The organism is Sinomonas terrae (assembly GCF_022539255.1).
GTDB classification, from domain to species: domain Bacteria; phylum Actinomycetota; class Actinomycetes; order Actinomycetales; family Micrococcaceae; genus Sinomonas; species Sinomonas terrae.
The window spans coordinates 2,395,851-2,418,150 of the sequence record NZ_JAKZBV010000001.1 but is presented as its reverse complement, the minus strand read 5'-3'; the positions used below and the strand labels follow the sequence as shown (position 1 = coordinate 2,418,150).

25 protein-coding genes, 6 tRNA genes and 1 riboswitch are annotated in these 22,300 nt (G+C 67.9%); of the genes, 17 read left to right on the top strand and 14 right to left on the bottom strand.

Annotated features, from left to right (window positions below):
* Window positions 1-9: 9 nt before the first annotated feature.
* The 4 genes from L0M17_RS11300 to L0M17_RS11285 all read right to left on the bottom strand — a co-directional run bounded on the left by L0M17_RS11300 (window position 10) and on the right by L0M17_RS11285 (window position 3,376).
* The gene (locus tag L0M17_RS11300; RefSeq protein ID WP_241054050.1) at window positions 10-768 is read right to left on the bottom strand and encodes an SDR family NAD(P)-dependent oxidoreductase; all 759 of its coding nucleotides are present in this window, start codon (window positions 766-768) and stop codon (window positions 10-12) included.
* On the bottom strand, window positions 765-2,126 hold the full coding sequence (locus tag L0M17_RS11295; RefSeq protein WP_241056419.1) for a DUF6421 family protein: 1,362 nt from the start codon (window positions 2,124-2,126) through the stop codon (window positions 765-767). Before L0M17_RS11295 ends, L0M17_RS11300 begins: the two co-directional genes overlap by 4 nt.
* A 285-nt stretch (window positions 2,127-2,411) precedes the next feature.
* A complete protein-coding gene (msrB, locus tag L0M17_RS11290) occupies window positions 2,412-2,873 on the bottom strand; it encodes a peptide-methionine (R)-S-oxide reductase MsrB (protein WP_241054049.1) in 462 nt (153 codons plus the stop codon).
* Between the two features lie 14 nt (window positions 2,874-2,887).
* Complete coding sequence (locus L0M17_RS11285) at window positions 2,888-3,376, bottom strand: hypothetical protein (RefSeq protein ID WP_241054048.1); 489 nt, start codon at window positions 3,374-3,376, stop codon at window positions 2,888-2,890.
* A gap of 94 nt (window positions 3,377-3,470) precedes the next feature.
* Between L0M17_RS11285 and L0M17_RS11280 the strand changes: the two genes are divergently transcribed.
* Complete coding sequence (locus L0M17_RS11280; protein ID WP_241054047.1) at window positions 3,471-4,733, top strand: alpha/beta hydrolase family protein; 1,263 nt, start codon at window positions 3,471-3,473, stop codon at window positions 4,731-4,733.
* Here the strand turns inward: L0M17_RS11280 and ybaK are convergent.
* From ybaK to L0M17_RS11265, 3 genes are all read right to left on the bottom strand, one after another.
* Window positions 4,727-5,242, bottom strand: coding sequence for a Cys-tRNA(Pro) deacylase (ybaK, locus tag L0M17_RS11275; RefSeq protein ID WP_241054046.1), 516 nt, complete (start codon window positions 5,240-5,242; stop codon window positions 4,727-4,729). The two genes, L0M17_RS11280 and ybaK, sit on opposite strands and share 7 nt — an antisense overlap.
* 6 nt (window positions 5,243-5,248) lie before the next feature.
* The gene (locus tag L0M17_RS11270) at window positions 5,249-5,719 is read right to left on the bottom strand and encodes a SufE family protein (RefSeq protein WP_241054045.1); all 471 of its coding nucleotides are present in this window, start codon (window positions 5,717-5,719) and stop codon (window positions 5,249-5,251) included.
* A 230-nt stretch (window positions 5,720-5,949) separates the two neighbouring features.
* The gene (locus L0M17_RS11265; protein ID WP_241054044.1) at window positions 5,950-6,864 is read right to left on the bottom strand and encodes a sulfurtransferase; all 915 of its coding nucleotides are present in this window, start codon (window positions 6,862-6,864) and stop codon (window positions 5,950-5,952) included.
* A gap of 180 nt (window positions 6,865-7,044) precedes the next feature.
* Here L0M17_RS11265 and zapE point away from each other — a divergent pair, with 180 nt between their 5' ends.
* A complete protein-coding gene (zapE, locus tag L0M17_RS11260; protein WP_372498011.1) occupies window positions 7,045-8,127 on the top strand; it encodes a cell division protein ZapE in 1,083 nt (360 codons plus the stop codon).
* 455 nt (window positions 8,128-8,582) lie between these two features.
* Here the strand turns inward: zapE and L0M17_RS11255 are convergent.
* The 5 genes from L0M17_RS11255 to L0M17_RS11235 all read right to left on the bottom strand — a co-directional run bounded on the left by L0M17_RS11255 (window position 8,583) and on the right by L0M17_RS11235 (window position 9,095).
* A tRNA-Val gene (locus L0M17_RS11255) sits at window positions 8,583-8,654 on the bottom strand.
* A gap of 55 nt (window positions 8,655-8,709) precedes the next feature.
* Window positions 8,710-8,782: transfer RNA gene (locus L0M17_RS11250), tRNA-Gly, on the bottom strand.
* Window positions 8,783-8,806: 24 nt separating this feature from the next.
* A tRNA-Val gene (locus L0M17_RS11245) sits at window positions 8,807-8,878 on the bottom strand.
* A gap of 33 nt (window positions 8,879-8,911) precedes the next feature.
* Window positions 8,912-8,982: transfer RNA gene (locus L0M17_RS11240), tRNA-Cys, on the bottom strand.
* 40 nt (window positions 8,983-9,022) lie between these two features.
* A tRNA-Gly gene (locus L0M17_RS11235) sits at window positions 9,023-9,095 on the bottom strand.
* A gap of 287 nt (window positions 9,096-9,382) precedes the next feature.
* Here L0M17_RS11235 and L0M17_RS11230 point away from each other — a divergent pair.
* The 14 genes from L0M17_RS11230 to hisF all read left to right on the top strand — a co-directional run bounded on the left by L0M17_RS11230 (window position 9,383) and on the right by hisF (window position 20,505).
* Window positions 9,383-9,454, top strand: a tRNA-Val gene (locus tag L0M17_RS11230).
* A gap of 108 nt (window positions 9,455-9,562) precedes the next feature.
* A complete protein-coding gene (locus L0M17_RS11225) occupies window positions 9,563-10,480 on the top strand; it encodes a cytochrome (protein WP_241054041.1) in 918 nt (305 codons plus the stop codon).
* A 43-nt stretch (window positions 10,481-10,523) separates the two neighbouring features.
* Window positions 10,524-11,138 carry a peptide deformylase gene (gene def / locus L0M17_RS11220; RefSeq protein ID WP_241054040.1) on the top strand — a complete coding sequence of 205 codons (615 nt, stop codon included), beginning with the start codon at window positions 10,524-10,526 and terminating at the stop codon, window positions 11,136-11,138.
* Window positions 11,135-12,073, top strand: a complete 939-nt coding sequence (fmt, locus tag L0M17_RS11215; protein ID WP_241054039.1) for a methionyl-tRNA formyltransferase — start codon at window positions 11,135-11,137, stop codon at window positions 12,071-12,073. Before def ends, fmt begins: the two co-directional genes overlap by 4 nt.
* Complete coding sequence (locus tag L0M17_RS11210) at window positions 12,073-13,692, top strand: RsmB/NOP family class I SAM-dependent RNA methyltransferase (RefSeq protein WP_241056418.1); 1,620 nt, start codon at window positions 12,073-12,075, stop codon at window positions 13,690-13,692. Before fmt ends, L0M17_RS11210 begins: the two co-directional genes overlap by 1 nt.
* Window positions 13,693-14,361, top strand: a complete 669-nt coding sequence (gene rpe, locus L0M17_RS11205; protein WP_241054038.1) for a ribulose-phosphate 3-epimerase — start codon at window positions 13,693-13,695, stop codon at window positions 14,359-14,361.
* 131 nt (window positions 14,362-14,492) lie between these two features.
* A riboswitch (FMN riboswitch) is annotated at window positions 14,493-14,634 on the top strand.
* Between the two features lie 149 nt (window positions 14,635-14,783).
* Window positions 14,784-15,899, top strand: coding sequence for a bifunctional diaminohydroxyphosphoribosylaminopyrimidine deaminase/5-amino-6-(5-phosphoribosylamino)uracil reductase RibD (ribD, locus tag L0M17_RS11200; protein ID WP_241056417.1), 1,116 nt, complete (start codon window positions 14,784-14,786; stop codon window positions 15,897-15,899).
* Window positions 15,899-16,561 (top strand): riboflavin synthase, encoded by a 663-nt coding sequence (locus L0M17_RS11195; protein WP_241054037.1) that lies wholly within the window; start codon window positions 15,899-15,901, stop codon window positions 16,559-16,561. The genes ribD and L0M17_RS11195 overlap by 1 nt, the downstream gene beginning before the upstream one ends.
* A complete protein-coding gene (gene ribB / locus L0M17_RS11190) occupies window positions 16,558-17,205 on the top strand; it encodes a 3,4-dihydroxy-2-butanone-4-phosphate synthase (protein WP_241054036.1) in 648 nt (215 codons plus the stop codon). Before L0M17_RS11195 ends, ribB begins: the two co-directional genes overlap by 4 nt.
* Window position 17,206: 1 nt before the next feature.
* On the top strand, window positions 17,207-17,887 hold the full coding sequence (gene ribA / locus L0M17_RS11185) for a GTP cyclohydrolase II (protein ID WP_241054035.1): 681 nt from the start codon (window positions 17,207-17,209) through the stop codon (window positions 17,885-17,887).
* 59 nt (window positions 17,888-17,946) lie between these two features.
* Window positions 17,947-18,420 carry a 6,7-dimethyl-8-ribityllumazine synthase gene (gene ribH / locus L0M17_RS11180; RefSeq protein ID WP_241054034.1) on the top strand — a complete coding sequence of 158 codons (474 nt, stop codon included), beginning with the start codon at window positions 17,947-17,949 and terminating at the stop codon, window positions 18,418-18,420.
* A 99-nt stretch (window positions 18,421-18,519) separates the two neighbouring features.
* A complete protein-coding gene (locus L0M17_RS11175) occupies window positions 18,520-18,783 on the top strand; it encodes a phosphoribosyl-ATP diphosphatase (protein ID WP_241054033.1) in 264 nt (87 codons plus the stop codon).
* An 89-nt stretch (window positions 18,784-18,872) separates the two neighbouring features.
* On the top strand, window positions 18,873-19,718 hold the full coding sequence (hisG, locus tag L0M17_RS11170) for an ATP phosphoribosyltransferase (RefSeq protein WP_241054032.1): 846 nt from the start codon (window positions 18,873-18,875) through the stop codon (window positions 19,716-19,718).
* A 13-nt stretch (window positions 19,719-19,731) separates the two neighbouring features.
* Entirely contained in the window at window positions 19,732-20,505 is a 774-nt protein-coding gene (gene hisF / locus L0M17_RS11165) for an imidazole glycerol phosphate synthase subunit HisF (protein WP_241054031.1), read from the top strand.
* A 40-nt stretch (window positions 20,506-20,545) separates the two neighbouring features.
* Here the strand turns inward: hisF and L0M17_RS11160 are convergent, their stop codons facing one another.
* Together L0M17_RS11160 and L0M17_RS11155 are read right to left on the bottom strand one after the other, a co-directional pair.
* On the bottom strand, window positions 20,546-21,010 hold the full coding sequence (locus tag L0M17_RS11160) for a hypothetical protein (RefSeq protein WP_241054030.1): 465 nt from the start codon (window positions 21,008-21,010) through the stop codon (window positions 20,546-20,548).
* 82 nt (window positions 21,011-21,092) lie between these two features.
* The gene (locus tag L0M17_RS11155) at window positions 21,093-21,737 is read right to left on the bottom strand and encodes a TIGR03085 family metal-binding protein (protein WP_241054029.1); all 645 of its coding nucleotides are present in this window, start codon (window positions 21,735-21,737) and stop codon (window positions 21,093-21,095) included.
* 78 nt (window positions 21,738-21,815) lie between these two features.
* Here L0M17_RS11155 and hisI point away from each other — a divergent pair, with 78 nt between their 5' ends.
* Window positions 21,816-22,244, top strand: a complete 429-nt coding sequence (hisI, locus tag L0M17_RS11150) for a phosphoribosyl-AMP cyclohydrolase (protein WP_241054027.1) — start codon at window positions 21,816-21,818, stop codon at window positions 22,242-22,244.
* Window positions 22,245-22,300 lie beyond the last annotated feature (56 nt).

Genomic DNA, 22,300 nt, shown 5'->3' with positions numbered 1-22,300 from the left:
GTTGGATCGTCAGCTGGTGAGGTCGAGACGCGCGCCGTTGACTGCGGCGGCGTTCTCGGAGAACAGGGCGACAAAGCGGGCGGCGAGGGCGTCCACATGGGTGTACCCGGGGAACCGGCGCCCCGGCTGGGCGGCCAGCATGCCGTTGTCGAGGAGCGCCTTGACGGCGAGCACGACGGCGGCACTCGTCAGGGGAGCGGGGTCGCCTTCGCGTTCCGACTGGTCGGAGGCGAAGCCGCGCGCCACCGCACGAGTCCATGCCTCGGCCGCGGCTTTGGCCGCTGCATAATTTGCGTAACCCGCCCTCGGATGCTCGATGAGCGTCGACGACACCATGGCGAAGCGGCCCCGGGGCGACGCGAGCAGAGTTCCGTAGAAGGCCCTGCTCGTGTTGCGGACTGTCGTGATCGCGCTGCGCGCGAGGAAATCCCAGTCCTCGTCCGACTGGTCCAGAAGCGAATGCCCTCCGCGCCACCCGCCCACGAGGTGGGCTACGCCGTCGACCGCGCCGAAGGCCGTGTCCAGCTCCGAAGCCAGTGCTTGGACGGCACCGAAGTCGGTGAGGTCGCACTCGCGTTGGGGGACTGCGTCGTCGTCCGCACCGCCACGCGGGCCGAAAGCCGCCTCAAGGCGCGCGGCACTGCTGCCGACGGCAATCGCCGTCGCGCCAGCGGCCCGCAGGGCGCGCACCGTCGCGATCCCAGAGGCCGAGCTTGCCCCCGCGACAACGACGACTGCGCCCTGCGCGCCCTGCGCGTCCGAGTTCACGCCGTAGCCCCGGGAAGGGGCGTCTCGCCTGTGATCCCGGCTGTGGATTCGATGACAGCGCGCATCTTCTTCTCCAAGGCCTCGTAGAACATCGACAGGGGGAACTCGTCGTCGAGCACCTGGTCGGTGATCTCGCGAGGGGTCCCGGCGAGGGGAAGGGCGTCCGGGCCCTTGGCCCACACCGAGGCCGGATTCGGGGTCACCGTGCCAGAGACGAGCTCGTAGGCTGCGAGCCAGTGTGCCACCTTGGGGCGATCAATGGAACGCCAGTACAGCTCATCGATCGCGTCGCCCAGGGCGCTGACGACCGCGGGAACCTCGGCCCAGTCGATCGCGAGCTTGGTGTCCGTCCAGTGCAGCACCCGGTGCTGGTGCATCCAGGCGAAGAGGAGCTGGCCGCCCAGGCCGTCGTAGTTGCGGACGCGGCTCCCCGTGATCGCGAAGCGGAAGATGCGGTCGAAGATCACCGCGTACTGGACCAGCTTGGCGTGCAGGCGCGCCTCGGGCGTCGCGGACTCGTCGTGCTCGATCTTCACAGACTCGCGGAACGCGGTGAGGTCGCAGCGCAGCTCTTCGAGCGAGTACAGGAAGAACGGCATGCGCTGCTTGATCATGAACGGGTCGAACGGGAGGTCGCCGCGCATGTGGGTGCGGTCGTGGATGAGGTCCCACATGACGAAGGTCTCCTGCGCGAGCCTCTGATCCGCCACGAGCTCGGCAGCGTCCGCGGGCAGCTCGAGGTTCGTGACCTTCGCAGCGGCGTCGAGCACGCGCCGGAAACGCGCGGCCTCACGATCGGCGAAGATCGCGCCCCAGGTGAAGGTCGGCACCTCGCGCATTGCGACGGTTTCCGGGAACAGGACGGCGGAGTTCGTCGCATAGCCGGGCGTGAAGTCCAGGAACCGGATCGGCACGAAGAGCCTGTTGCTGTAGGCGCCGGCTTCGAGCTCTCCGACGAAGTCCGGCCACACCACCTCGACCAAGACCGCCTCGACGAGGCGGTCGCGGCTCCCGTTCTGCGTGTACATCGGGAAGACGACGAGGTGCTGCAGCCCGTCCACGCGGTGCAGCTGCGGCTGGAACGCAACGAGCGAGTCGAGGAAGTCGGGGACGCCGAAGCCACTTGCGGCCCAGCGGCGGAAATCGGCGACGGCGAGGTGCAGGTACTCCGCATCATGCGGGAACCGTGGGGCGAGCCCTTCGACGCCGGCGACGAGCTGCTCGACGAGCTCCGAGGCGAGGGCGTGGTCCGACTGCTCCGGGATGGAGCCATCGCGAGCCTGAAGGGGCTGCAGGCTCACTGCCGCCGACTTGAGGGAGAGCCAAGCCGGATCCTCAGCGGCGGACCACCTTTCGATGCCTCCTGCTGTAGCGGCGGCGTTGTGGGTCTCGGGCACGCTGTGGGTCTCGGGCACGCTGTGGGTCTCGGGCACGCTGTGGATCTCGGGCACGCTGTGGATCTCGGGCACAATGGTCGTCACGGCGGACTCGCTTTCTCTCGGCTTGAAGGTGTGGAACGCTGATTCCGAGAGTAGCCATGAAAAAGCATCGCTAAAGCTGAAAAGCCCCGAGCAACAGAAGGTCTATTGCTCGGGGCCTCTTCCACTTGCGCGTCAACAGCCGGCGCTGACGCCTCGAGCCTGCTATTCGTTCTCGTCAGGCACGAGGGTCAGCGAGACCGAATTGATGCAGTAGCGCTGGTCGGTCGGCGTGTCATAGCCCTCGCCTTCGAACACGTGGCCCAGATGCGAGTTGCAGTTCGCACACCGGACCTCGACGCGGTCCATGCCGAACTTGCGGTCGTGGAGATACACGACCGCGTCATTCGCGAGCGGTGCCCAGAAGGACGGCCACCCGCAGTGGGAGTCGAACTTCTCGCGGCTCGTGAACAGTTCCGCACCGCACGCGCGGCACCGATAGCTGCCCTTCGTGTGCGTGTCCCAGTACTCACCCGTAAACGCCCGCTCGGTCCCGGCCTCCCGCAGCACGTGGTACTCCTCAGGCGTGAGCCGCTCGCGCCACTCCGCTTCGGTCCGAGACGCGGGAACCGTGTTCTGATCTGCTGGGCGGGTCGCTGCCTGTGATGGCTCGAATGAAGCTTCCATACCCAGCACAACGCTCAGGAGTCGCCGATGAATCCCGTCCCCGCGTACAGGTGGAGGACGGGGATGCCTAGCTTCCGTTGCGCTTGGTTGGCCCAGTCTGTATGGAAGGTGTCCTCCACGGCGTGGGGGAGGGTGACGACAACGGCCTGCGTTGCCCCCGATGCGCTTGCGCGGTTGGCGAGGGCGGCCACAGGGTCGCCCTCGACGAGGTTTCCCGTTGTCCCAGCGCCCAGGCCTTCGAGGGCTGCGAGGGAACCGTTGAGGGCCGTCTCGGCGACGGCCCGCTCGGTCACCGGGTCTGTCTTGGCGGAGAGCTCTTCGAAAGCCTTCCCGAATTCGAGCATCGAGAGATGGTCAAGGAAGTCCACGACGAGGCGGCGCTTCCGTCCCGAGGGGACGAGCACCTCCAGCGGGGCGTCAGTGCCCTGGACGAGCTCGGACACCGCGGTCCGCTCCGCTGGGCCCAAGGCGACTTCGGTCAGGATGAGGATCGGCGCCGTCATGGGTTCAGACTAGCGGGCGGCCCCGGAATTCCCCACAGGCGCCACTGGCCGGGTCGCTGCCCCCGGTGCCGGTTCCGACTGTAAGAATGGCCGTATGTCCCCAGCACGGAAGGCGCCTCGGCAGCACGGGTCCGAAGAAGCCCTACCCCGCAGCTTCTGGGCTCTCCTCGGCGCCGGGGTCGGTCTGGGAACCGCCTCCGCGGTCGCGGCCTCCAGTTCCGCCCTTGCCGCCTACTTCGCTCGGCGCATCGTGACGCCGGAACGCGTGCGCATCGAGGACCAGGAGGTCCTTGCGGTCCAGGGAACCGGTGCCCAGCGACGGATCATCCTCAAGGCGACCCCTGAGACGGTGGTCGACGGCGACTACAGCTTCTTCTTCGACGCGGGCGCCGGTCACGCCCGACTTGGACGGCTTGAGGATTACGTCCCGGGCGAAGGGACGGTGACGCGGCCGGTCGTCACCGAGTACAGCGGCGATCTCGATCGGGCGGTCCGGGGGCGCTGGAGCGGCGTCGTCTACAGTTCGCCGGCAGATCTTGGCTACGACTTCGAGGACGTTCTCATCGAGACCGAACTCGGGGTCGCGCCAGCGTGGCTCGTGCCTGCGCCGAACGGTGCCACGACGACTTGGGCCATCATGGTCCACGGGCGCGGGGCCACGAGGCAGGAGTCCCTCCGCGGCCTCATCCCAGCCCGTCAGCTCGGGTTCACGAGCCTCGTCGTCTCCTACCGCAACGACGGGGACGCGCCCGCCACCGCGGACGGGCGGTACGGGCTCGGGATGACTGAGTGGCGCGACGTCGAGGCGGCCATCGGCTACGCGCTCGAGCACGGCGCAAGCGATATCGTCCTGTTCGGCTGGTCGATGGGCGGAGCGATCAGCCTCGCTGCAGCCGACCTCTCGTCGCTCCGCCAGTACATCAGAGCACTCGTGCTCGACGCGCCGGTCGTCGACTGGGTGGACGTCCTGGCCCACCAGGCACAGAAGAACAGGATCCCCCGCGGCGTCGGGCGCCTCGGACAGTTCCTCCTCGCGCACCCTTGGGGGCGGCGGATCACGGGACTCGCAGCGCCCGTGGACTTCCGCGCCATGGACTGGGTCACGCGCGCCGTCGAACTCCGGACTCCGACGCTCATCCTGCACAGCGTCGATGACGAATTCGTCCCGTTCGGCCCTTCAGCGCTACTTGCCGGGCGCAACCCGGAGATGGTGACGCTCGAGACGTTTCGGAAGGCACGCCACACGAAGGAATGGAACGTTGACCCGGAACGGTGGGAAAGCTCGGTCGTGACGTGGCTTACCGAGACCCTCGCCCCGAGGCTGACCCCCGGACAAGGGCGACAACTCGGTCAGTGACACCGCAACTGTACGACTGAAGCGCTCGTGAGCCGGACGAGGTCGGCGGGGGCGAGCTCGATGTCGAAGCCGCGACGACCGCCGGAGACGAGAATCGTCTCGTGGTCTAATGCAGACTCGTCGATCGCGGTGGGGGAGACCTGACGTTGGCCGAGCGGCGAGATGCCGCCGAGCACATAGCCGGTCCGCCGCTCCGCGGCCACGGGATCCGCCATCGACGCCTTCTTCGCGCCGAATGCCGCGGCCGCCGCCTTGAGGTCCAAACTGCCGCTCACAGGCACGACGGCGACACACAGCTTCCCTGCGACGTCCACCATGAGCGTCTTGAAGACCCGTTCGGGAGCAATGCCGAGGACATCAGCGGCCTCCAGGCCGTAGCTCGAGGCAGAGGGGTCATGCTCGTAAGGATGCGCAGTGTAGGGAACGCCAGCAGCGTCCAGGGCCGCCGTCGCGAGCGTTCCTGGGCCACCTGCCGAGAAGGGCTTGGCCGCTCGAGGCCGTTTGGCCACCTGTTCTCAGGCCGTCTGGCCCAGATGGCACTCGCCCGCCACCTTGCGCTTGATGCGGACCAGCATCGCCGTCATTCCGCGGAGGCGCAGGGGCGAGACAGCCCGGTCGAGACCGAGCTCATGGGCGATGTCGTCAGGAACTGCGAGGATCTCGCCCGCAGTCAGGCCGTCCAGGCCCTCGAAGAGGATGCTTGCGAAGCCACGCGTCGTCGGAGCCTCCTTGGGAGCGGTCAGGAAGAGCCGCACAACCTGCGAAGCGCCGTCGGTTCCAGGCTCGGTCTCGATCGTGATGAACACCGGCGACTGGCACTCCACCACCTGCTCGAGGCGCTCCGGGTGGTTCTGGTAACGGTCCGGCAGCTCGGGGAGCGACTGGGCGAACTCGAGCAGCAGCTGAAGGCGCTCACGCTCTTCAAGCCCTTGGAACTCGTCGATGATCTCGCCGAGGGGGGCGGGGATCGTAGTATTCGTCGTCATATTCCTTCCAGACTACTCCGGGCCGTTCGGGCCGTTCCGGCCAGACAAGAGCGCGGCGGCCTCGCGAGGAGACCGCCGCGCCTGATGGGAGCACTTGGGTGCGGCGCCCTAGGAGAGCGGCCAGCGCTGCCCATCCGCCACCCTGATGCGGGCACTTATGCACAGCGCTCTAGGAGAGCGGCCAGCGCTGCCCATCCGCCACCCTGATGCGGGCACTTATGCACAGCGCTCTAGGAGAGCGGCCAGCTGCCTCGTTCTTCACCCTTAACAATCGGAACCCGCACCGCATTTCCCCACTCCGTCCAGGAGCCGTCGTAGTTGCGGACGTTGTCGAAGCCGAGGAGGTACTTGAGGGCGAACCACGTGTGGCTCGAGCGCTCGCCGATGCGGCAGTACGCAACCACTTCGTCTCCAGCGGTGAGTCCCGCTTCGCCGAGGTACAGGTCCTCGAGCTCCTGACGCGACCTGTAGGTGCCGTCCTCGGCCGCAGCGCGGCCCCAGGGGATCGATGCCGCGGTCGGGATGTGACCGCCACGCAGCGCGCCTTCCTCAGGGTAGGCAGGCATGTGGGTGCGCTTGCCGGTGTACTCGTCAGCGGAGCGGACGTCGATGAGCGGCTTGCCGAGGTGTGCGAGGACGTCGTCCTTGAAGGCGCGGATCGGAGCGTCGTTGCGCTCGACGACGGGGTAGTCACCCTCGATCGGGGTCGGCACGTCGGTCGTGAGCTCGCGGCCCTCGGCGATCCACTTGTCACGGCCGCCGTCGAGGAGGCGGACGTCCTCGTGGCCGAAGAGCGTGAAGACCCAGAGGGCGTAGGCCGCCCACCAGTTCGACTTGTCGCCGTAGATCACGACCGTCGTGTCGCGGGAGATGCCCTTCGATGCGAGGAGCTTCGCGAACGCAGGGCCGTCGACGTAGTCGCGGGCAACCTCATCGTTAAGGTCGGTATGCCAGTCGATCTTGACGGCACCCGGGATGTGGCCCGTCTCGTAGAGCAGAACGTCCTCGTCGGACTCGACGACCGCAAGCTTGCCGCCCTCGAGCGCGCCATCGGCGAGCTGGGCAGCGAGCCACTCCGTCGAGACGAGGCGCTCGGGGTGGGCGTAGGCAGCGAACTTCTCGTTCGTGTCGAGAGGGTAGCTCATGGCATGGCCTTTCGCTCGGCTGAGCCAGGGGCGTGCGCCATGGACGACGCCCCTGAAATGTCCCTTCCAGCGTAGCCAGCACGCGCCCCAAGAGTGAGGGCCGTCGTCGCCCGCTGTCATGAGGCGCAACATGACGTTCGGCCGCGCGATATCCTTGCCACTGGCCCTCAGACCGATGTAATGCCCCTTTCGGGCCCGAGACGGACGGATTCCTTGGCGACTGTCACACACCTGACCACCCGCACGCCCAAAGTGTCCGTGGACGAACTCTTGGCTGGCTTTCACCCCTCACCGCGCTTCGGCGAAGTCTCCTTCGAGAGCTATCGGCCAGACCCTGCCCAGCCCTCGCAGGCGGCAGCCGTCAGGTCGCTTCAGGACTTCGGCGCATCGATCGACGGCGCCCGAAGCAGCGGAGGGCTCTTCTCCCGGCTCTTCGGGGGAAACGGAAGCAAGGTCAAGACCCGCGCCGGCGTCTACCTCGACGGTGGCTTCGGGGTGGGGAAGACCCACCTCCTCGCGTCGCTCTGGCACACTTCGCCCGGCCCCAAGGCGTTCGGAACGTTCGTCGAATACACGAATCTCGTCGGGGCGCTGTCGTTCCGCAAGACCGTCGACGCGCTGAGCTCGTACCGGCTTGTGTGCATCGACGAATTCGAACTCGACGATCCGGGCGACACCGTGCTCATGTCCCGGCTGATGCGGGAACTGGCGGACGCGGGCGTCAAGCTTGCGGCCACCTCGAATACGCTTCCCGGCGCCCTCGGCGAAGGCCGGTTTGCGGCCGTCGACTTCCAGCGCGAGATCCAGGTCCTCGCGGACCAGTTCGACGTCGTGCGGATCGATGGCGAGGACTATCGGCACCGCGGCCTTCCCGCAGCGCCTGCGCCCGTTCGCCCGGATGAGCTTGACTCGCGGATCAACGCCGAGTTCGACGGCGGACTCGTCGCCGTCGACGACTTCGGTGCCCTCATGAAGCACCTCGCGGGCGTCCACCCGAGCCGTTACCGGCAGCTCATCGACGGGATCGACGGCGTCGTCTGGAAGGACGTGCACACCATCGAGGAGCAGGCCGTGGCGCTTCGGTTCGTCGTCCTTGCGGATCGCCTCTACGACAAGGACGTTCCGATCCTCGCTTCCGGCGTCCCCTTCGACCAGCTCTTCAGCGAGGAGATGATGGCGGGCGGGTACCTGAAGAAGTATTTCCGCGCCGTCTCCCGTCTCACCGCCCTCGCCCGGGAAGCGCAGACGAGCGAGCTTTCCTGAGCCTGGGCGCACGCTCCCCAGATGCAGAAATCCAGACGCAGAAATGCCGGTCCCGCCTCTCAGCGGTACCGGCATCCCTGTGACGTATCGTGGGTCGGTCCGGCGTTGCGCCGGCTAAGTCCCTAGGACTGTGTCTCTAGGACTGGCCCCCGAGCATTCGGGAGAGAACCTCGATCCGATCGAGCTTCCTGACGCTGATACCGGCCCCGTCCATGATGGCGTCGCTTGAAGACACGGCCACCTCCTTTCACTCAGGGAGCCACTGTGCTCCACCACGAACGATGGTAGCCACGTGTCGCGCCCAATCCAACACCCCTTCGGCGTCGGGGTTTCCGAGGGGGTGCTGGGCGCGGCGGACACGTGGCTACGTGCTGACTGAGAGCGGGCAGCGCCCGTTTCGTGACGCGAGGAATCAGAGAGGCAATGAAAAAGGCGCCTCAAGGGCGCCAAGGGTGTGGGCGATACTGGGATCGAACCAGTGACCTCTTCCGTGTCAGGGAAGCGCGCTACCGCTGCGCCAATCGCCCAAGCCCCTCTTCCCGCGACCGGCCTCCGGCAAGAGCCCTTCGTTGAGAAGAAGAGAGCGGACGACGAGATTCGAACTCGCGACATCCACCTTGGCAAGGTGGTGCTCTACCAACTGAGCTACGTCCGCAGGGGAAGCCGTGAAGCTTCTCCGTGGGCGATACTGGGATCGAACCAGTGACCTCTTCCGTGTCAGGGAAGCGCGCTACCGCTGCGCCAATCGCCCGAATCCCGTCGGCCGGGAACCAGGATTGCACCGAGGTGGGGACGGGATTCGAACCCGCGTATACGGCTTTGCAGGCCGCTGCCTCGCCTCTCGGCCACCCCACCGTGTTGGCATCCGTCAAGATGCTTCCGACAGTGTCCTGCGAGCGGACGACGAGATTCGAACTCGCGACATCCACCTTGGCAAGGTGGTGCTCTACCAACTGAGCTACGTCCGCAGGGTTTTCGCTTGGCCGCCCTGTCCTCAGAACCCGATGCGATCAGCTGAACTGTCGGGTCGTTGGTTGGGCCTCAGGCCGCGCTTCAACGAGTAAAGACTCTATAGGAACCGGGGTCGATGCACAAATCGCGACCGGCACATGGATGCCGCGGGTGGCACCGGAACCACATGCATGCAATTCGGTTCCCAAGGATTGGCTCAAGGGCCGTGTGTGCATGAAGCGGGGATTTGAGATCGGCCGGGGCGGTGGGCTAGAGTCGTAGAGCGCTCGGCGACGGGCGAAACGGGCGATTGGCGCAGTGGTAGCGCGCTTCGTTCACACCGAAGAGGTCACTGGTTCGAACCCAGTATCGCCCACGTATGGACCCCTGGACGCTGTCCGGGGGTCCTTGTCTTTCGGCGGATCTTTAGTGCGGATCTCCAGTGCGGATCCTTAATGTCGGACCGGTGTGAAAAGGTGCCCCTATGACAGTTCCCGGCCTTGCCGCAGAATCTCCGAACGGCCTCGGCAGGATGTACCGGCGCTCCCTTTCAGCCGATCCGAGCGTTCCCTCCATCACCACCGTCATCGCCCAGCAACCGCTGGACTTGGACGGATGGCGCAGCTACATGGCCGCTCGCCATCTTGCCGACCATCCCGAGCTCCGGACAGCGCTCGACAGTCCTGCCCGGATCCGACAGCTGGTGCGCACGGCCGTCGACGCCTCGGAGGAATACGCCCGTGCTGCTGCCCAGCGCGGGGACCGCGTCCACGCGTTCGCCGAGCAGCTGGCACTCCGGGAGCTCGGGCGTGCGCACCAACTCGCTGAGGCGCGCGATCTCCTTCGATCGCATGGCGAGGAGGGCTTCGCGGTCAGCGTCGAGCGGTGGTGGGAGAGCTTCGGCGTCGAGCCCATCGCTGCGGAGCAGACGGTCTGGAATACGTCGCTAGGCTACGCGGGCACCCTGGACCTCGTGGCGCGGATCAATGGAAGAATCTGCCTCGTCGACTACAAGACGAAGGGAACGACCAGGGATGGTCGCGTGAAACCACCGGACGAGAAGGTCGCGATGCAGCTCGTCGCCGGGATGAAGGCCGAAGAGAGTGTCCTCGACCCGGCCGCAGGGGAGTGGGAGCCGTGGAAGTACGGCGAGGACCCTCTGCTCATCGCGGTCGCCGTAGGCGAGACCGAGTTCGCTGCCGTCCGAGTCAACCCCGAGGTTCGCCGCCACCACTGGGTCACGTTCTGCGGACTGCGCCGTGTATGGGAGGCGCGAGTCGAGGTTGCCGCTGCGGGCCGGACTCTTCTGCCACTGCCTCCTCCACCACCACCGCGTGTCCAGCTGACGAGTGAGCCGCTGCCCACCACACCTCCGCCTTCTGTGGAGACCGTCGGCGACTAGACTTTCCCCAGTCCTCCACCCTTATCGAAAGGCTGCTTCTGCCATGGCAATCCTGCCCATCCGGATCATCGGCGACCCCGTGCTGCGCACGCCCGCGGACCCCGTGACCGTTTTCGGGCCGGAACTCGAGCGTCTCGTCGCGGACATGATGGAGACCATGGAGGACGTCGACGGTGCGGGTCTTGCCGCACCCCAGGTCGGGGTGGGGCAGCGAGTCTTCACCTATCAGATCGATGGTCAGCGGGGGCACCTCGTGAACCCTGTTCTCACGCTGTCCGACGACTTTCAGGACGACGTCGTCGAGGGATGCCTGAGCATTCCCGGCGTGGCGTTCCCTGTCCGACGCCGCCGTGCTGTCCAGGCGCGAGGCTACGACCTCCACGGCAATCCGGTGGAGGTCGCGGCCGAAGGGATGCTGGCGAGAGCCTTCCAGCACGAGACAGATCACCTCGACGGTGTCCTGTTCGTCGATCGGCTCGAGGGGGATGACCGACGTGCGGCCCAGCGCTCGATCCGTGCACTCGACTATTCGAGCGTCGCAAGCGAGACCGTCACGAAGCGGGCCGGACACGTCGGCTCTGCGTTCGGCACGGGCACGTCGTTCGGAGGCAGCTCTTTCAGCGGTCCGTCGTCACAGGGCGCGGGGGCCACCGCGTGAGGGTTCTCTTCGCGGGGACCCCGGCAGTCGCGATCCCGTCCCTCGACCGCCTGGCGCGCACGGACGAGGCCGGAGACAGGAGCTTCGAGCTCGTTGGAGTCTTGACTCGCCCAGACGCTCCCATAGGCCGCAAGCGGGTCCTCACGCCGTCGCCGGTCGCGGGCCGTGCCGCGGAGCTTGGTCTGCCAGTCATCAAGGCCGCGCGGATAACGCCGGAAGTCACTTCAGAGCTCGCCTCGCTCGCACCCGACGTGGCCGCGATTGTGGCCTACGGGGGCCTCGTGCCCCGCTCTGCGCTCGCGGTGCCGCGCTACGGCTGGGTCAACCTGCATTTTTCCCTGCTCCCCGAGTGGCGCGGTGCGGCTCCCGTGCAGCATGCGGTCATCCACGGCGACGACGTCGTCGGTGCTTCGACCTTCCGGCTTGAGGAGGGCCTCGACACCGGTCCCGTCTACGGGACGATGGCTGTGACGCCTCGCCCGGATGCGACGGCCGGCGACCTGCTGGCAGAGCTTGCCGAGAGCGGCGCCGGCCTTCTGGCACGGACGCTCGAGGGGATCGAGGAGGGAAGCCTCGTTCCCCGGCCGCAGGACGGCCAGCCGACCTACGCACCCAAGCTCTCCCTCGACGACGGCCGCCTCGACTGGGGCCAGCCAGCTCTCGCCCTCGAGCGCCGCGCCCGCGGCGTCACCCCGGAGCCGGGCGCCTGGACCCTGCTCGATGGGCAGCGGATCAAGCTTGAGCCTCCGAAGCTTCGCCCCGACGTCGAGGGCCTCGAGCGAGGAGTCCTCTCGTGGGACGGCAAGGTGCTGCTCGTCGGGACGGCGACGCACGCCCTCGAACTCGTTCGGGTGCAGCCGGCAGGGAAGAAGATGATGGCCGCGGCTGACTGGGCTCGCGGCGCCGGGAACCCCGACGGATTGAGGTTCGGATGATGGCGGGTGGATCCGGCCCGGTAGGCGGACGTCGCGGCAATTCGGGTCAGCGCGACGGCGGCCAGGGCGACCACGGACAGGGGCGAGGCGGCCGAGAGCACGGCCAACGCCGGAACGAGCAGGGCCGCGAGCGGAACAGGGGAGGCTCGGCCCCCCGTCGCTTCAGCCAGCAGGCTCCGAGCCAGCGGTCCCGGACGGCAGACTCCAGCAGGCTCGTCGCCTTCGAGGTGCTGCGCGCGGTCTCCCGGGATGACGCGTACGCGAACCTCGTGCTGCCTGCCCGGATCCGCCACCATCACCTCGATCGCCGGGACGCAGCGTTCGCGACCGAGCTTGCCTACGGGGCGCTTCGCGGTCAGGGGATGTATGACGCGATTCTCGCCCGCTGCGTAGACCGCCCGCTCGACCGGCTCGACCCGGCCGTGCTTGACGTCCTGCGACTGGGAGCACACCAGCTCCTTGCGATGCGGGTTCCTCCACATGCCGCGCTCAACCAGACGGTCGCCCTCGCCCGCGCCGTCGTGGGTGCCGGGCCCGGGTCCCTCGTGAACGCCGTGCTGCGGCGCGCCAGCGGGCAGAGCCTCGGGGAATGGCTCGATGGGCTGACTGCGGGCGCGGACGAGACGGAGGCGGCTGCTATCCGCCACGCCCACCCCTCATGGATCGTTCGGGCACTGCGCCAGTCGCTCGTCGCCCACGGGCGCCCCTCCGCCGAGATCGAGGCCCTGCTCGAGGCCGACAACGCGGCCCCCGTCGTCAACCTCGTGGCCCTCCCAGGGATCGGCAGCCTTGAAGAGGCACTCGAGGAAGGTGCCACGCTCGGAGAGCTCGTCGAGGATTCTGCGCTCTCGTCTGGTGGCGACCTGGGACGATGGTCCTCCGTGCGGAACGGCACCCTACGCGTGCAGGACGTGGGCTCGCAGTTGGTTGCCCGCGCCGTCGCGGCCGTGCCCGTCACGCAACAGGGGGTTGCGGCCAGCGCCAACGAGCGCTGGCTTGATCTGTGCGCCGGCCCCGGTGGAAAAGCCGCGCTCCTAGGCGCCCTCGCCGAGGAGCGGGGGGCCTTCCTGCTTGCCAACGAACCGGCGGAGCACCGCGCGGACCTCGTGCGGCAGGCCCTCAGGCCTGTGCCGGGCGAGGCGTGGTCCGTTCGCACAGGTGACGGCCGGACCCTCGCTCCCGAGCTCCAGGGCACCTTCTCTCGCGTCATCGTGGACGTGCCGTGCAGCGGACTCGGCGCACTGCGCCGTCGACCCGAGTCCCGTTGGCGCAGAACCCCGGAGGACATCGCCGAACTCGGGCCACTCCAGCGGGAGCTGCTCGACGCGGCGATCGATGCCGCCGCGCCCGGGGGCGTCGTCGGCTACGTGACGTGCTCCCCACATCCGGCCGAGACCGTCGCCGTCGTCGAGGACGCCCTGCGCCGTCGCACGGACATCGAGGAGCTCGACGCCGCTGAGGCCCTCGACACCGTCGCCCTCCGCCCGCTTGGCGCGGGCCACGAGCGGACCGCGCAGCTCTGGCCCCACGTCCATGGCACGGACGCGATGTTCCTCGCCCTCTTCCGCAAGCGCCCCGCCCTCGGCGGACCGACCGACGCACCCAGCAAGGAGTCCTGAGTGAGCTGCTGCAGCATCCACCCGAGCATCCTGTCCGCCGACTTTGCCAACCTTCAGGCGGAGCTTGCGCGCATCAGCACCGCCGACGCAGTCCATGTCGACGTCATGGACAACCACTTCGTGCCGAACCTCACTTTGGGGCTGCCGGTCGTCGAGCGGCTCCAGGCCGTGAGCCCGCTTCCCCTCGACGCGCACCTCATGATTGCCGACGCCGATCGGTGGGCCCCCCTGTACGCCGACTTGGGCCTCGCATCGGTGACCTTCCACGCCGAGGCTGCCATCGCGCCCATCAAGCTGGCACGGGAGCTCCGAGCCCGAGGGTCGAAGGCAGGCATGGCGCTCAGGCCTGCGACCGCCGTCGAGCCCTATCTCGAGATGTTGGCCGAGATCGACATGCTGCTCGTCATGACGGTCGAGCCGGGCTTCGGCGGCCAGGCGTTCCTCGACGTGACGCTTCCGAAGATCCGGAAGGCAAGGGCTGCCGTCGACGGCAGCGGGGCCAAGGTGGCGATTCAGGTTGACGGAGGCATCTCCTCGTCCACCATCGAGCGGGCCGCCGAGGCGGGAGCAGATGTGTTCGTCGCCGGGTCCGCCGTCTATGGCGCAGAGGATCCTGCCGCCGCAGTTGAGGCACTCCGGGCGGCCGCCCAGGACAGCGCCAGCTTCTAAAGCAGCCATTCGCTCAGAGCGAACAGTGCGCAGATGACGCTCCGTCACGGGGGTAGCTACGTCGTGTGCCACAATGTGAGTGGCCGTTAGCCGATCTTGCCCTCGCAGGAAGGTGTTCGGCCACAGCAATGAACGTGCTCCGGGGTCGGTGAAAGTCCGAACCGGCGGTGACAGTCCGCGACCCGATGGCCTGCTCGGAATCGAGTGATCCTTTCGGTTGAACCGGTGGAATTCCGGTACCGACAGTCAGAGTCTGGATGGGAGAAGCACGTGCAGTTTGCGGTGCGCCACGCTGGCGCGCCGCGTCTGTCGCAACCCCGGAGCCGCTGCGGTCCGGAAAGGAAGGTTGCGATGGACATCAAGCAGTGGCTCTTCGCATGTCGGCCCTCGAGTCTGCCTTCATGGCAGTCGGAGGCGGCGGGATGAGCGCCCCAGCCTCGACGCCCGCTTGGACGGCGGAGGACATGGGGTATATGGGCGAGGCCCTTGAACTCGCCGCGCAGGGTGTGCGCGGTGCAAACCCGCTCGTGGGCGCGATCGCCGTCGGATCAGACGGCAAGATCCTCGCGACCGGATTCCATCGCGGCGCCGGAACCGCCCATGCGGAAGCGGACGCGATTCGGAACGCCGAGCGCGATGGGGTCGACCTTGCGGGGGCGACGATGTACGTCACACTGGAACCCTGCAACCACACCGGCAGGACGGGCCCCTGTGCGCAGGCCCTCATCCGCGCCGGTGTTGGGCGGGTCGTGTACGCGATCGACGATCCCCATGACGTGGCCTCGGGCGGCGCGCGGACCCTGCGGGACGCAGGGATCGCAGTCGACGCCGGACTCCTCGCCGGTGAGGCGGAGCGCCTCAACGAGCGTTGGCTCGCTGCCGTGCGGGAGAGGCGACCGTTCGTGACCCTGCACATCGCCCAGACTCTCGATGCGCGCATCGCGGCGGAGGACGGCACGAGCCAGTGGATCACGTGCCCGCCGTCCTTGATGGACAATCATGCGCTCCGCGCCCGGATCGACGCGATTCTCGTAGGCAGCCAGACTGTCGCCGTCGACAATCCACGTCTCACCGCGCGGGCAGAGGACGGGGGCCTTCTCGAGCACCAGCCGCTGCGCGCCGTCATGGGGCTTCGCGATGTGCCCGAAGAGGCAGCCGTGCGCGGCGCCGACGGCCGATTCCACCACCTCCGCACCCAGGATCCCGCGGCGGCGCTCGCCTTGCTCTTCGATCTCGGGGCGCGCCACGTGATGGTCGAAGGCGGCTCGAGGATCATTGCTGCGTTCCTCTCCGCGGGCCTCGTCGACGAGCTCATCGTCTATCAGGCCCCGCTCCTCCTCGGGGCAGGGAAGACCTCCGTAGCAGACCTGGGGATCCGCACACTGGCCGACGCCCAGCACTGGGACTGGGACGAGAGCAGCGGGGGAGCGGTTCGCCGCCTCGGCGCCGACCTCCGCCTCCACCTGCGCCCCGCCAGCGCGTCCGAACGTGCACTACCCCTTGACCCGACTCGTCCCATCTCAGAAGGAAGCAACTGATGTTCACCGGGATCATCGCCGAACGCGGCACCGTCGTCGCTGTCGATTCGACGGGCGAGAGCGCCGTCATCACCCTCTCGGCGCCTACCCTCGCCACCGATCTGCCACTCGGGGGCTCGATCGCCGTCGACGGCTGCTGCCTGACGGCAACCCGGAATGACGGGCACACCTTCGCCGTCGACGTCATGGGCGAGTCGCTCGCTCGGACAACCATCGGCGGGCTCGAGGCGGGGGACACCGTCAACCTCGAACGCTGCGTCCCTGCAGGGGGACGGCTCGACGGGCACGTGGTCCAGGGCCACGTGGACGGCGTGGGCGTTCTTGCAGAACGTGAGCCGCTCGAGAACTGGCATCGTCTCCGCTTCTCCGTTCCGGATGCGCTCGCGCCCTACATTGCGGAGAAGGGATCGATCGCGGTCGACGGCGTCTCGCTCACCGTGACGGCCGTGAGCAGGGCGGGGGAGAGCGAGCAATGGTTCGAGGTGGGCCTCATCCCGGCCACCCTCGCGGAAACGGGGCTGGGGTCGAAGCCGGTCGGCGCCGCAGTCAACCTCGAGGTCGACGTCCTCGCGAAGTACACCGCGAGGCTGCTCTCGTTCGAGGATCGGGGCCGCGGACTCGTGGGCCAGGAGAACCTCGCGGGGAAGGGGGCATCCGCATGAGCGCGCAGGTCCAAGCCATCCGGCTCGAGCCAGTCAAAGCGGCCCTTGACGCGCTCCGCGCAGGCCGCGCCGTCGTCGTCGTGGACGACGAGAACCGGGAGAACGAAGGCGACATCATCTTCGCTGCGCAGTTCTCCACTCCCGCCCTCATGGGCTGGACGATCCGGCATACGTCCGGCGTCGTCTGCGCTCCGCTCTCCGGAGAGATCGCAGACCGCCTCGAGCTCCCGCCCATGGTGGTGGACAACCAGGACGCCAAGGGCACCGCCTACACCGTCTCGTGCGATCTGCGGTCCGGCATCTCGACGGGGATCAGCGCGACCGACCGTTCAAAGGCCGTTGTTGCCCTCGCGGACGCCCGCTCGACGGCCGCAGATTTCACCCGCCCGGGGCATATTTTCCCGTTGCGGGCGGTTGACGGAGGTGTGCTGGCGCGCAGGGGACATACCGAGGCGGCGGTTGACCTGTGCCGTCTGGCAGGCTTGGCTCCAGTAGGAGTGATCGCAGAAGTGGTCCACGACGATGGAGAGATGATGCGCCTCCCCGCATTGCGGGAGTTCGCGGACGAGCATGGATGCCCGCTCATCTCCATCGAGGATCTCGCCGAGTTCGTGGCGGCCCGCCGGGGCGCCGGGGAGGAATGACATGACGACCAGTACGGTCCCGGCCAACGGAGCCAGACGGCCCAGCCACCCAGTGACGAGCGGTCCAGTGGTGAAGCTGCCCACCGCCTTCGGAGAGTTCATCGCCCAGGCCTGGATCGACGAGGAAACCGGGGCCGAGCATCTCGCGGTGAGCTCGCCCGAGCCTCCCGACCCGGGAGTCGCGCCGCTTGTGCGCCTCCACTCCGAATGCCTTACGGGAGACATCTTCGGCTCGTACCGCTGCGATTGCGGGGAACAGCTCGCGTACGCGCTTGGGCTCATCCGAGAGCAGGGCGGGACGCTCCTCTACCTGCGGGGTCACGAGGGGCGCGGAATCGGTCTCGCGAACAAGATCCGGGCCTATTCCCTCCAGGAGGCCGGCTTCGACACGGTCGAGGCGAACGAGCAGTTGGGCCTCCCGGTGGACGCCCGCTCTTACCACGCGGCAGCGCAGATCCTCTCGGAGATGGGCCTCACCCACATCCGGCTCCTGAGCAACAACCCTGACAAGCAGAACAGGCTCGCGCAGGCGGGCGTGCATGTGGTCGAGATGGTGCGCACCGAGGTTCCCTCGCGCGCCGAGAACCTTCGCTACCTGCAGACGAAGAAGGAGCGCATGGCGCACCTTCTGACCCTCGACGTCCAGGCCGCGCTGCCTACGACCCACCCCGACAACGGCTGACCCCAAGAACTTGCGGACGCGCGGAGAGCGCGCCCACCAACAGACAGGATTTCTCCCTCGTGAGCGGACACGGCGCCCCCACCCTTGCCCTTGACGACCCACAGCTCGCCGAACTGCGCCTCGCCATCGTCGCGGCGAGCTGGCACACCCAGATCATGGACGGGCTCCTTGAAGGCGCCCTGCGCGCGGCCAAGGAAGCCGGCATCGACAGCCCCACCGTGGTTCGCGTCCCCGGGAGCTTCGAACTCCCCGTCACAGCAGGAAAGCTTGCGGAGACGCATGACGCCGTGGTTGCCCTGGGGGTCGTGATCCGGGGTGGGACGCCCCACTTCGAGTATGTGTGTGAAGCCGCGACGGTCGGGCTGACCGACGTAAGTGTCCGCACAGGGGTTCCCGTAGGCTTCGGCGTCCTCACCTGCGACGACGAGCAGCAGGGCCTCGCTCGAGCAGGGCTTCCCGGCTCGAGCGAGGACAAAGGCTACGAGGCGACGACGGCGGCGCTCCTCACGGCGGCCACCCTGCGGGCGCTGTGACCCGACTCGGGTCGCCCCTTGTCGGCTTCGTCACACGGCCCAAGTCACACGCGTGCCACGGGATCAGGACGGCTGATGCGCTCGGATAGTCTTGACTCCGTGAAAGATTTCGAGTCGCTGTTCGCCGAGCTCAGCGAGAAGGCCAAACGCCGCCCGGAGGGCTCGCGCACCGTCGTCGAACTGGACTCAGGGGTCCACGGCATCGGGAAGAAAATCGTGGAGGAGGCCGCTGAAGTCTGGATGGCGGCCGAGTACGAGTCGGATACGGCGGCGGCCGAGGAGATCTCCCAGCTTCTCTACCACGTCCAGGTGCTCATGATCGCGAAGGGTCTCACGCTCAAGGACGTGTACACGCATCTCTAGCCACGGTGCGTTTCCCTATCCCACGCCGGATGGGGAACCCCGTGGCGAGAAGCCGCGTACACCTCCCCTTCGAAACCAGAAAGACCACCATGCTCCGTGTAGCAGTCCCCAACAAGGGCTCCCTGTCAGAGGCCGCTTCGTCGATGCTCTCCGAAGCCGGCTACCGCCAGCGCCGCGAGGGCCGTGAGCTCGTCATGCTCGATCCCGAGAACGATGTCGAGTTCTTCTTCCTGCGCCCCCGCGACATCGCGGTCTACGTCGGCCAGGGCACGCTCGACGTCGGCATCACTGGCCGCGACCTCCTCATCGACGCCGAAGTGGAGGCCGAAGAGCTCCTGCCGCTGGGCTTCGCGGCATCGACGTTCCGTTTCGCCGGTCCCATGGGCGAGTTCGCGTCCGTGGACCAGCTCGAGGGCCGCCGGGTCGCGACGAGCTACGACGGGCTGGTCCGTACGTACCTCGCGGACCAGGGCGTGAAGCCCTCGCGCATCGTCCGCCTCGACGGTGCGGTCGAGTCATCCGTCCGGCTAGGCGTCGCCGACGCCATCGCGGATGTCGTGGAGACGGGGAACACGCTCAAAGCCGCAGGAATGGAGGTCTTCGGCGAGCCGATCCTCCAGTCGGAGGCAGTGCTCATCGGCCGCAAGGGGCATGTGATGCCTGCGATCGAGGTGCTCATCCGCCGCCTCACGGGCGTACTGGTCGCACGCAAATACGTGCTCATGGACTACGACGTCCGCAAGGAACTCGTCGAGCGGGCCTCGGCCCTCACCCCGGGCCTCGAATCGCCTACGGTCTCGCCGCTGCGGGATTCCGAGTGGGTTGCGGTTCGCTCCATGGTCCCGAAGCGGGAGACGAACCGGGTCATGGACGAGCTGTACGAGTTGGGTGCGAGGGCGATCCTCGTGAGCAGCATCCACGCCTGCCGGATCTAGGGGAGGGCGAACCATGGGCGTTGCTGTCCGCGTCATCCCGTGCCTCGATGTCGACGCCGGTCGCGTCGTGAAAGGCGTCAATTTCAAGGGTCTCCGGGACGCCGGCGACCCAGTCGAACTCGCCCATCGCTACGACCGAGCGGGCGCCGACGAGCTCACGTTCCTCGACGTCACGGCGTCCTCGTCCGAGCGGGAGACGACGTTCGACGTCGTCCGCCGCACCGCTGAGGAAGTCTTCATCCCGCTCACGGTCGGGGGAGGCGTGCGCGGGGTAGCAGAGGTCGACCGCCTCCTGCGGGAAGGCGCGGACAAGGCCTCGATCAACACGGCTGCCATCGCCCGACCCGATGTGATCGACGAGATCACCCGGCACTTCGGTTCGCAGGTCTTGGTCCTCTCCGTCGACGCCCGTCGGGTCCAGGACGACGTCAGGACTCCTTCGGGATTCGAAGTGACGACGCACGGCGGACGGCGCGGGACCGGCATCGACGCAGTCCAATGGGCGAAGGAAGCCGCGGACCGCGGCGTCGGCGAGATCCTCCTGAATTCAATCGATGCCGACGGCACGAAGGAAGGCTTCGACCTCGAACTCATCCGGCTGATCCGTGCGGCCGTCGCGGTCCCGCTCATCGCATCGGGGGGAGCTGGCGCGCCCGAGCACTTCCCGCCGGCGATCGAGGCGGGAGCGGATGCCGTGCTCGCGGCGTCGATGTTCCACTTCGGCCCCGACGACATGATCCGCCAGGTCAAGGAAGCAATCCGCGCGGCCGGTCACGAAGTCCGCTGAGGCCAGCGGCGCGAGGCGACGTCGGGAAGGGGCGGGACAGCTACGAGCGGGCGAGGCGCCCGGCCTCGGTCCACCCGGAGCCGAGATACGACGGCGCTTGATGACCCTCGACGACGGTGTAGATGACGTCTGCCCCCTCGAGGAAGGCCTCCTCCGCGAGCGCTGAGAGGACTGCCGGACCCAGTTTGTCGGGATCGGTCCCGTGCTCGAAATCGAAGCGGCCCACGACGGCGACACTGTCGCCGAAGGCGATGCGGCCCCTCGCCGCGGCCCGGCCGAACAAGGTCACTTCGACGGCGTCGTAGGGTCCGAGCGGTGCTCCGACCACGTCGCCTCCCTCAGGCAGTTGCGGCGGCTGCTCGACGTCGCCGGTCCTGACTGCGAAGACGGTCGCCTCCCCGTCGTTGGATGACGGGGCGAGGCCGGATGCTTCGGCACCCTCGGAATCGTTGACTGCGGCCCACAGCGGGCCGATGGACTTCCAGGTCTCGTCAAACGTCGGCATGCCCCCATCCTGCCACTTCGACCGTGGACGCGGAGGCAAGGGCCGGCAAGGCCAGCGCGAAGGCGTCGCCGCCCGCGGGGGCTCAGGGGCCGACGTCGGCTGTGGTCAGGAGTGCCACGGCATCGGGCTGGCCCTCGAACGTCACAAGTGCGTGCGAGCCGCGGCCTGTAGCGTGCAGGAGGAGCTCGCCGGGTTCGCCGACGATCGCGACCGAGACCGCTGACCGTTTGGCCACATGCCGTGGCCCCCGGGAACTGACAAGCACGACGCCGAGGTCGACGCCCCGGTACAGGATCGCCGCCTGCCGCACAAGGTGCTCCCACAGTGCATCCGCGTAATCATCGTCGAGGGCACGTGGAGCCCACCGTTCGGTAGCGCGGCGCACGTCCTCTGTGTGGACGAAGAACTCCGCGAGGTTCGCGGCCTCGTCGAGGCGGGGAATCCGGAGCGGCGAGGCCTTGGGGGGCCCTGCCCGGAAGGACGACACGAGCTGCGCGTACGCCGCCGGCGTTGCCGTCTTGCCGGCCAGGCGGGCGGTCGCGGCATCGGAGACGGCGCGCAGCCTGCGGATCGCGAGGCCAAAGCCGACGCGCGCGTTCCGTTCGCGAAGATAGAGGTGCGCCGCAAGCTCCTTGGTGGTCCACCCTTCGCACAAAGTGGGCGCGTTCGGCCCGGCCGCGAGCAGGGTCTCGGCCAGGACTTCCCGGGACGGCGGAACGAAGTGCATCAGTAGCGAAACTAGCACGCGCGGGCGTGGCCGCGCGCACGGTCAGCCCAAGCCATTGCGGCCACTAGACTTGAAGGGATGTCTGAGCAGAATATGCCCTCCTCCGAGCAAGCCCAGGTCGTCGCGGAACCCGCGGCGGCCGACGACGGCTCCCCAGCGCTCGCGGCCGATGTCGCCGAGCGTCTCAAGCGGGATCCGGCGGGACTCGTCGCTGCAGTCGTGCAGCAGCACGACACCCTCGAGGTGCTCATGGTGGGGTGGATGGACGACGAGGCGCTGCGACGGACGCTCACGAGCGGCCGCGTAACGTTCTGGTCGCGTTCAAGGCAGGAATACTGGCGCAAGGGCGACACATCGGGTCATGTCCAGTGGGTCAAGTCCGTGTCCCTCGACTGTGACGGCGACGCGCTGCTCGTCCAAGTTGACCAAGTCGGCGCAGCCTGCCACACCGGGACGAGAACCTGCTTCGACGGCCGGGGCCTTCCCGCCGTCGTCGGCCAAGCCTGAATGCCTCTGTCGCACCGCTCATCCCTCGCCCACCCGCCTATGGAAGGCCCGCCACC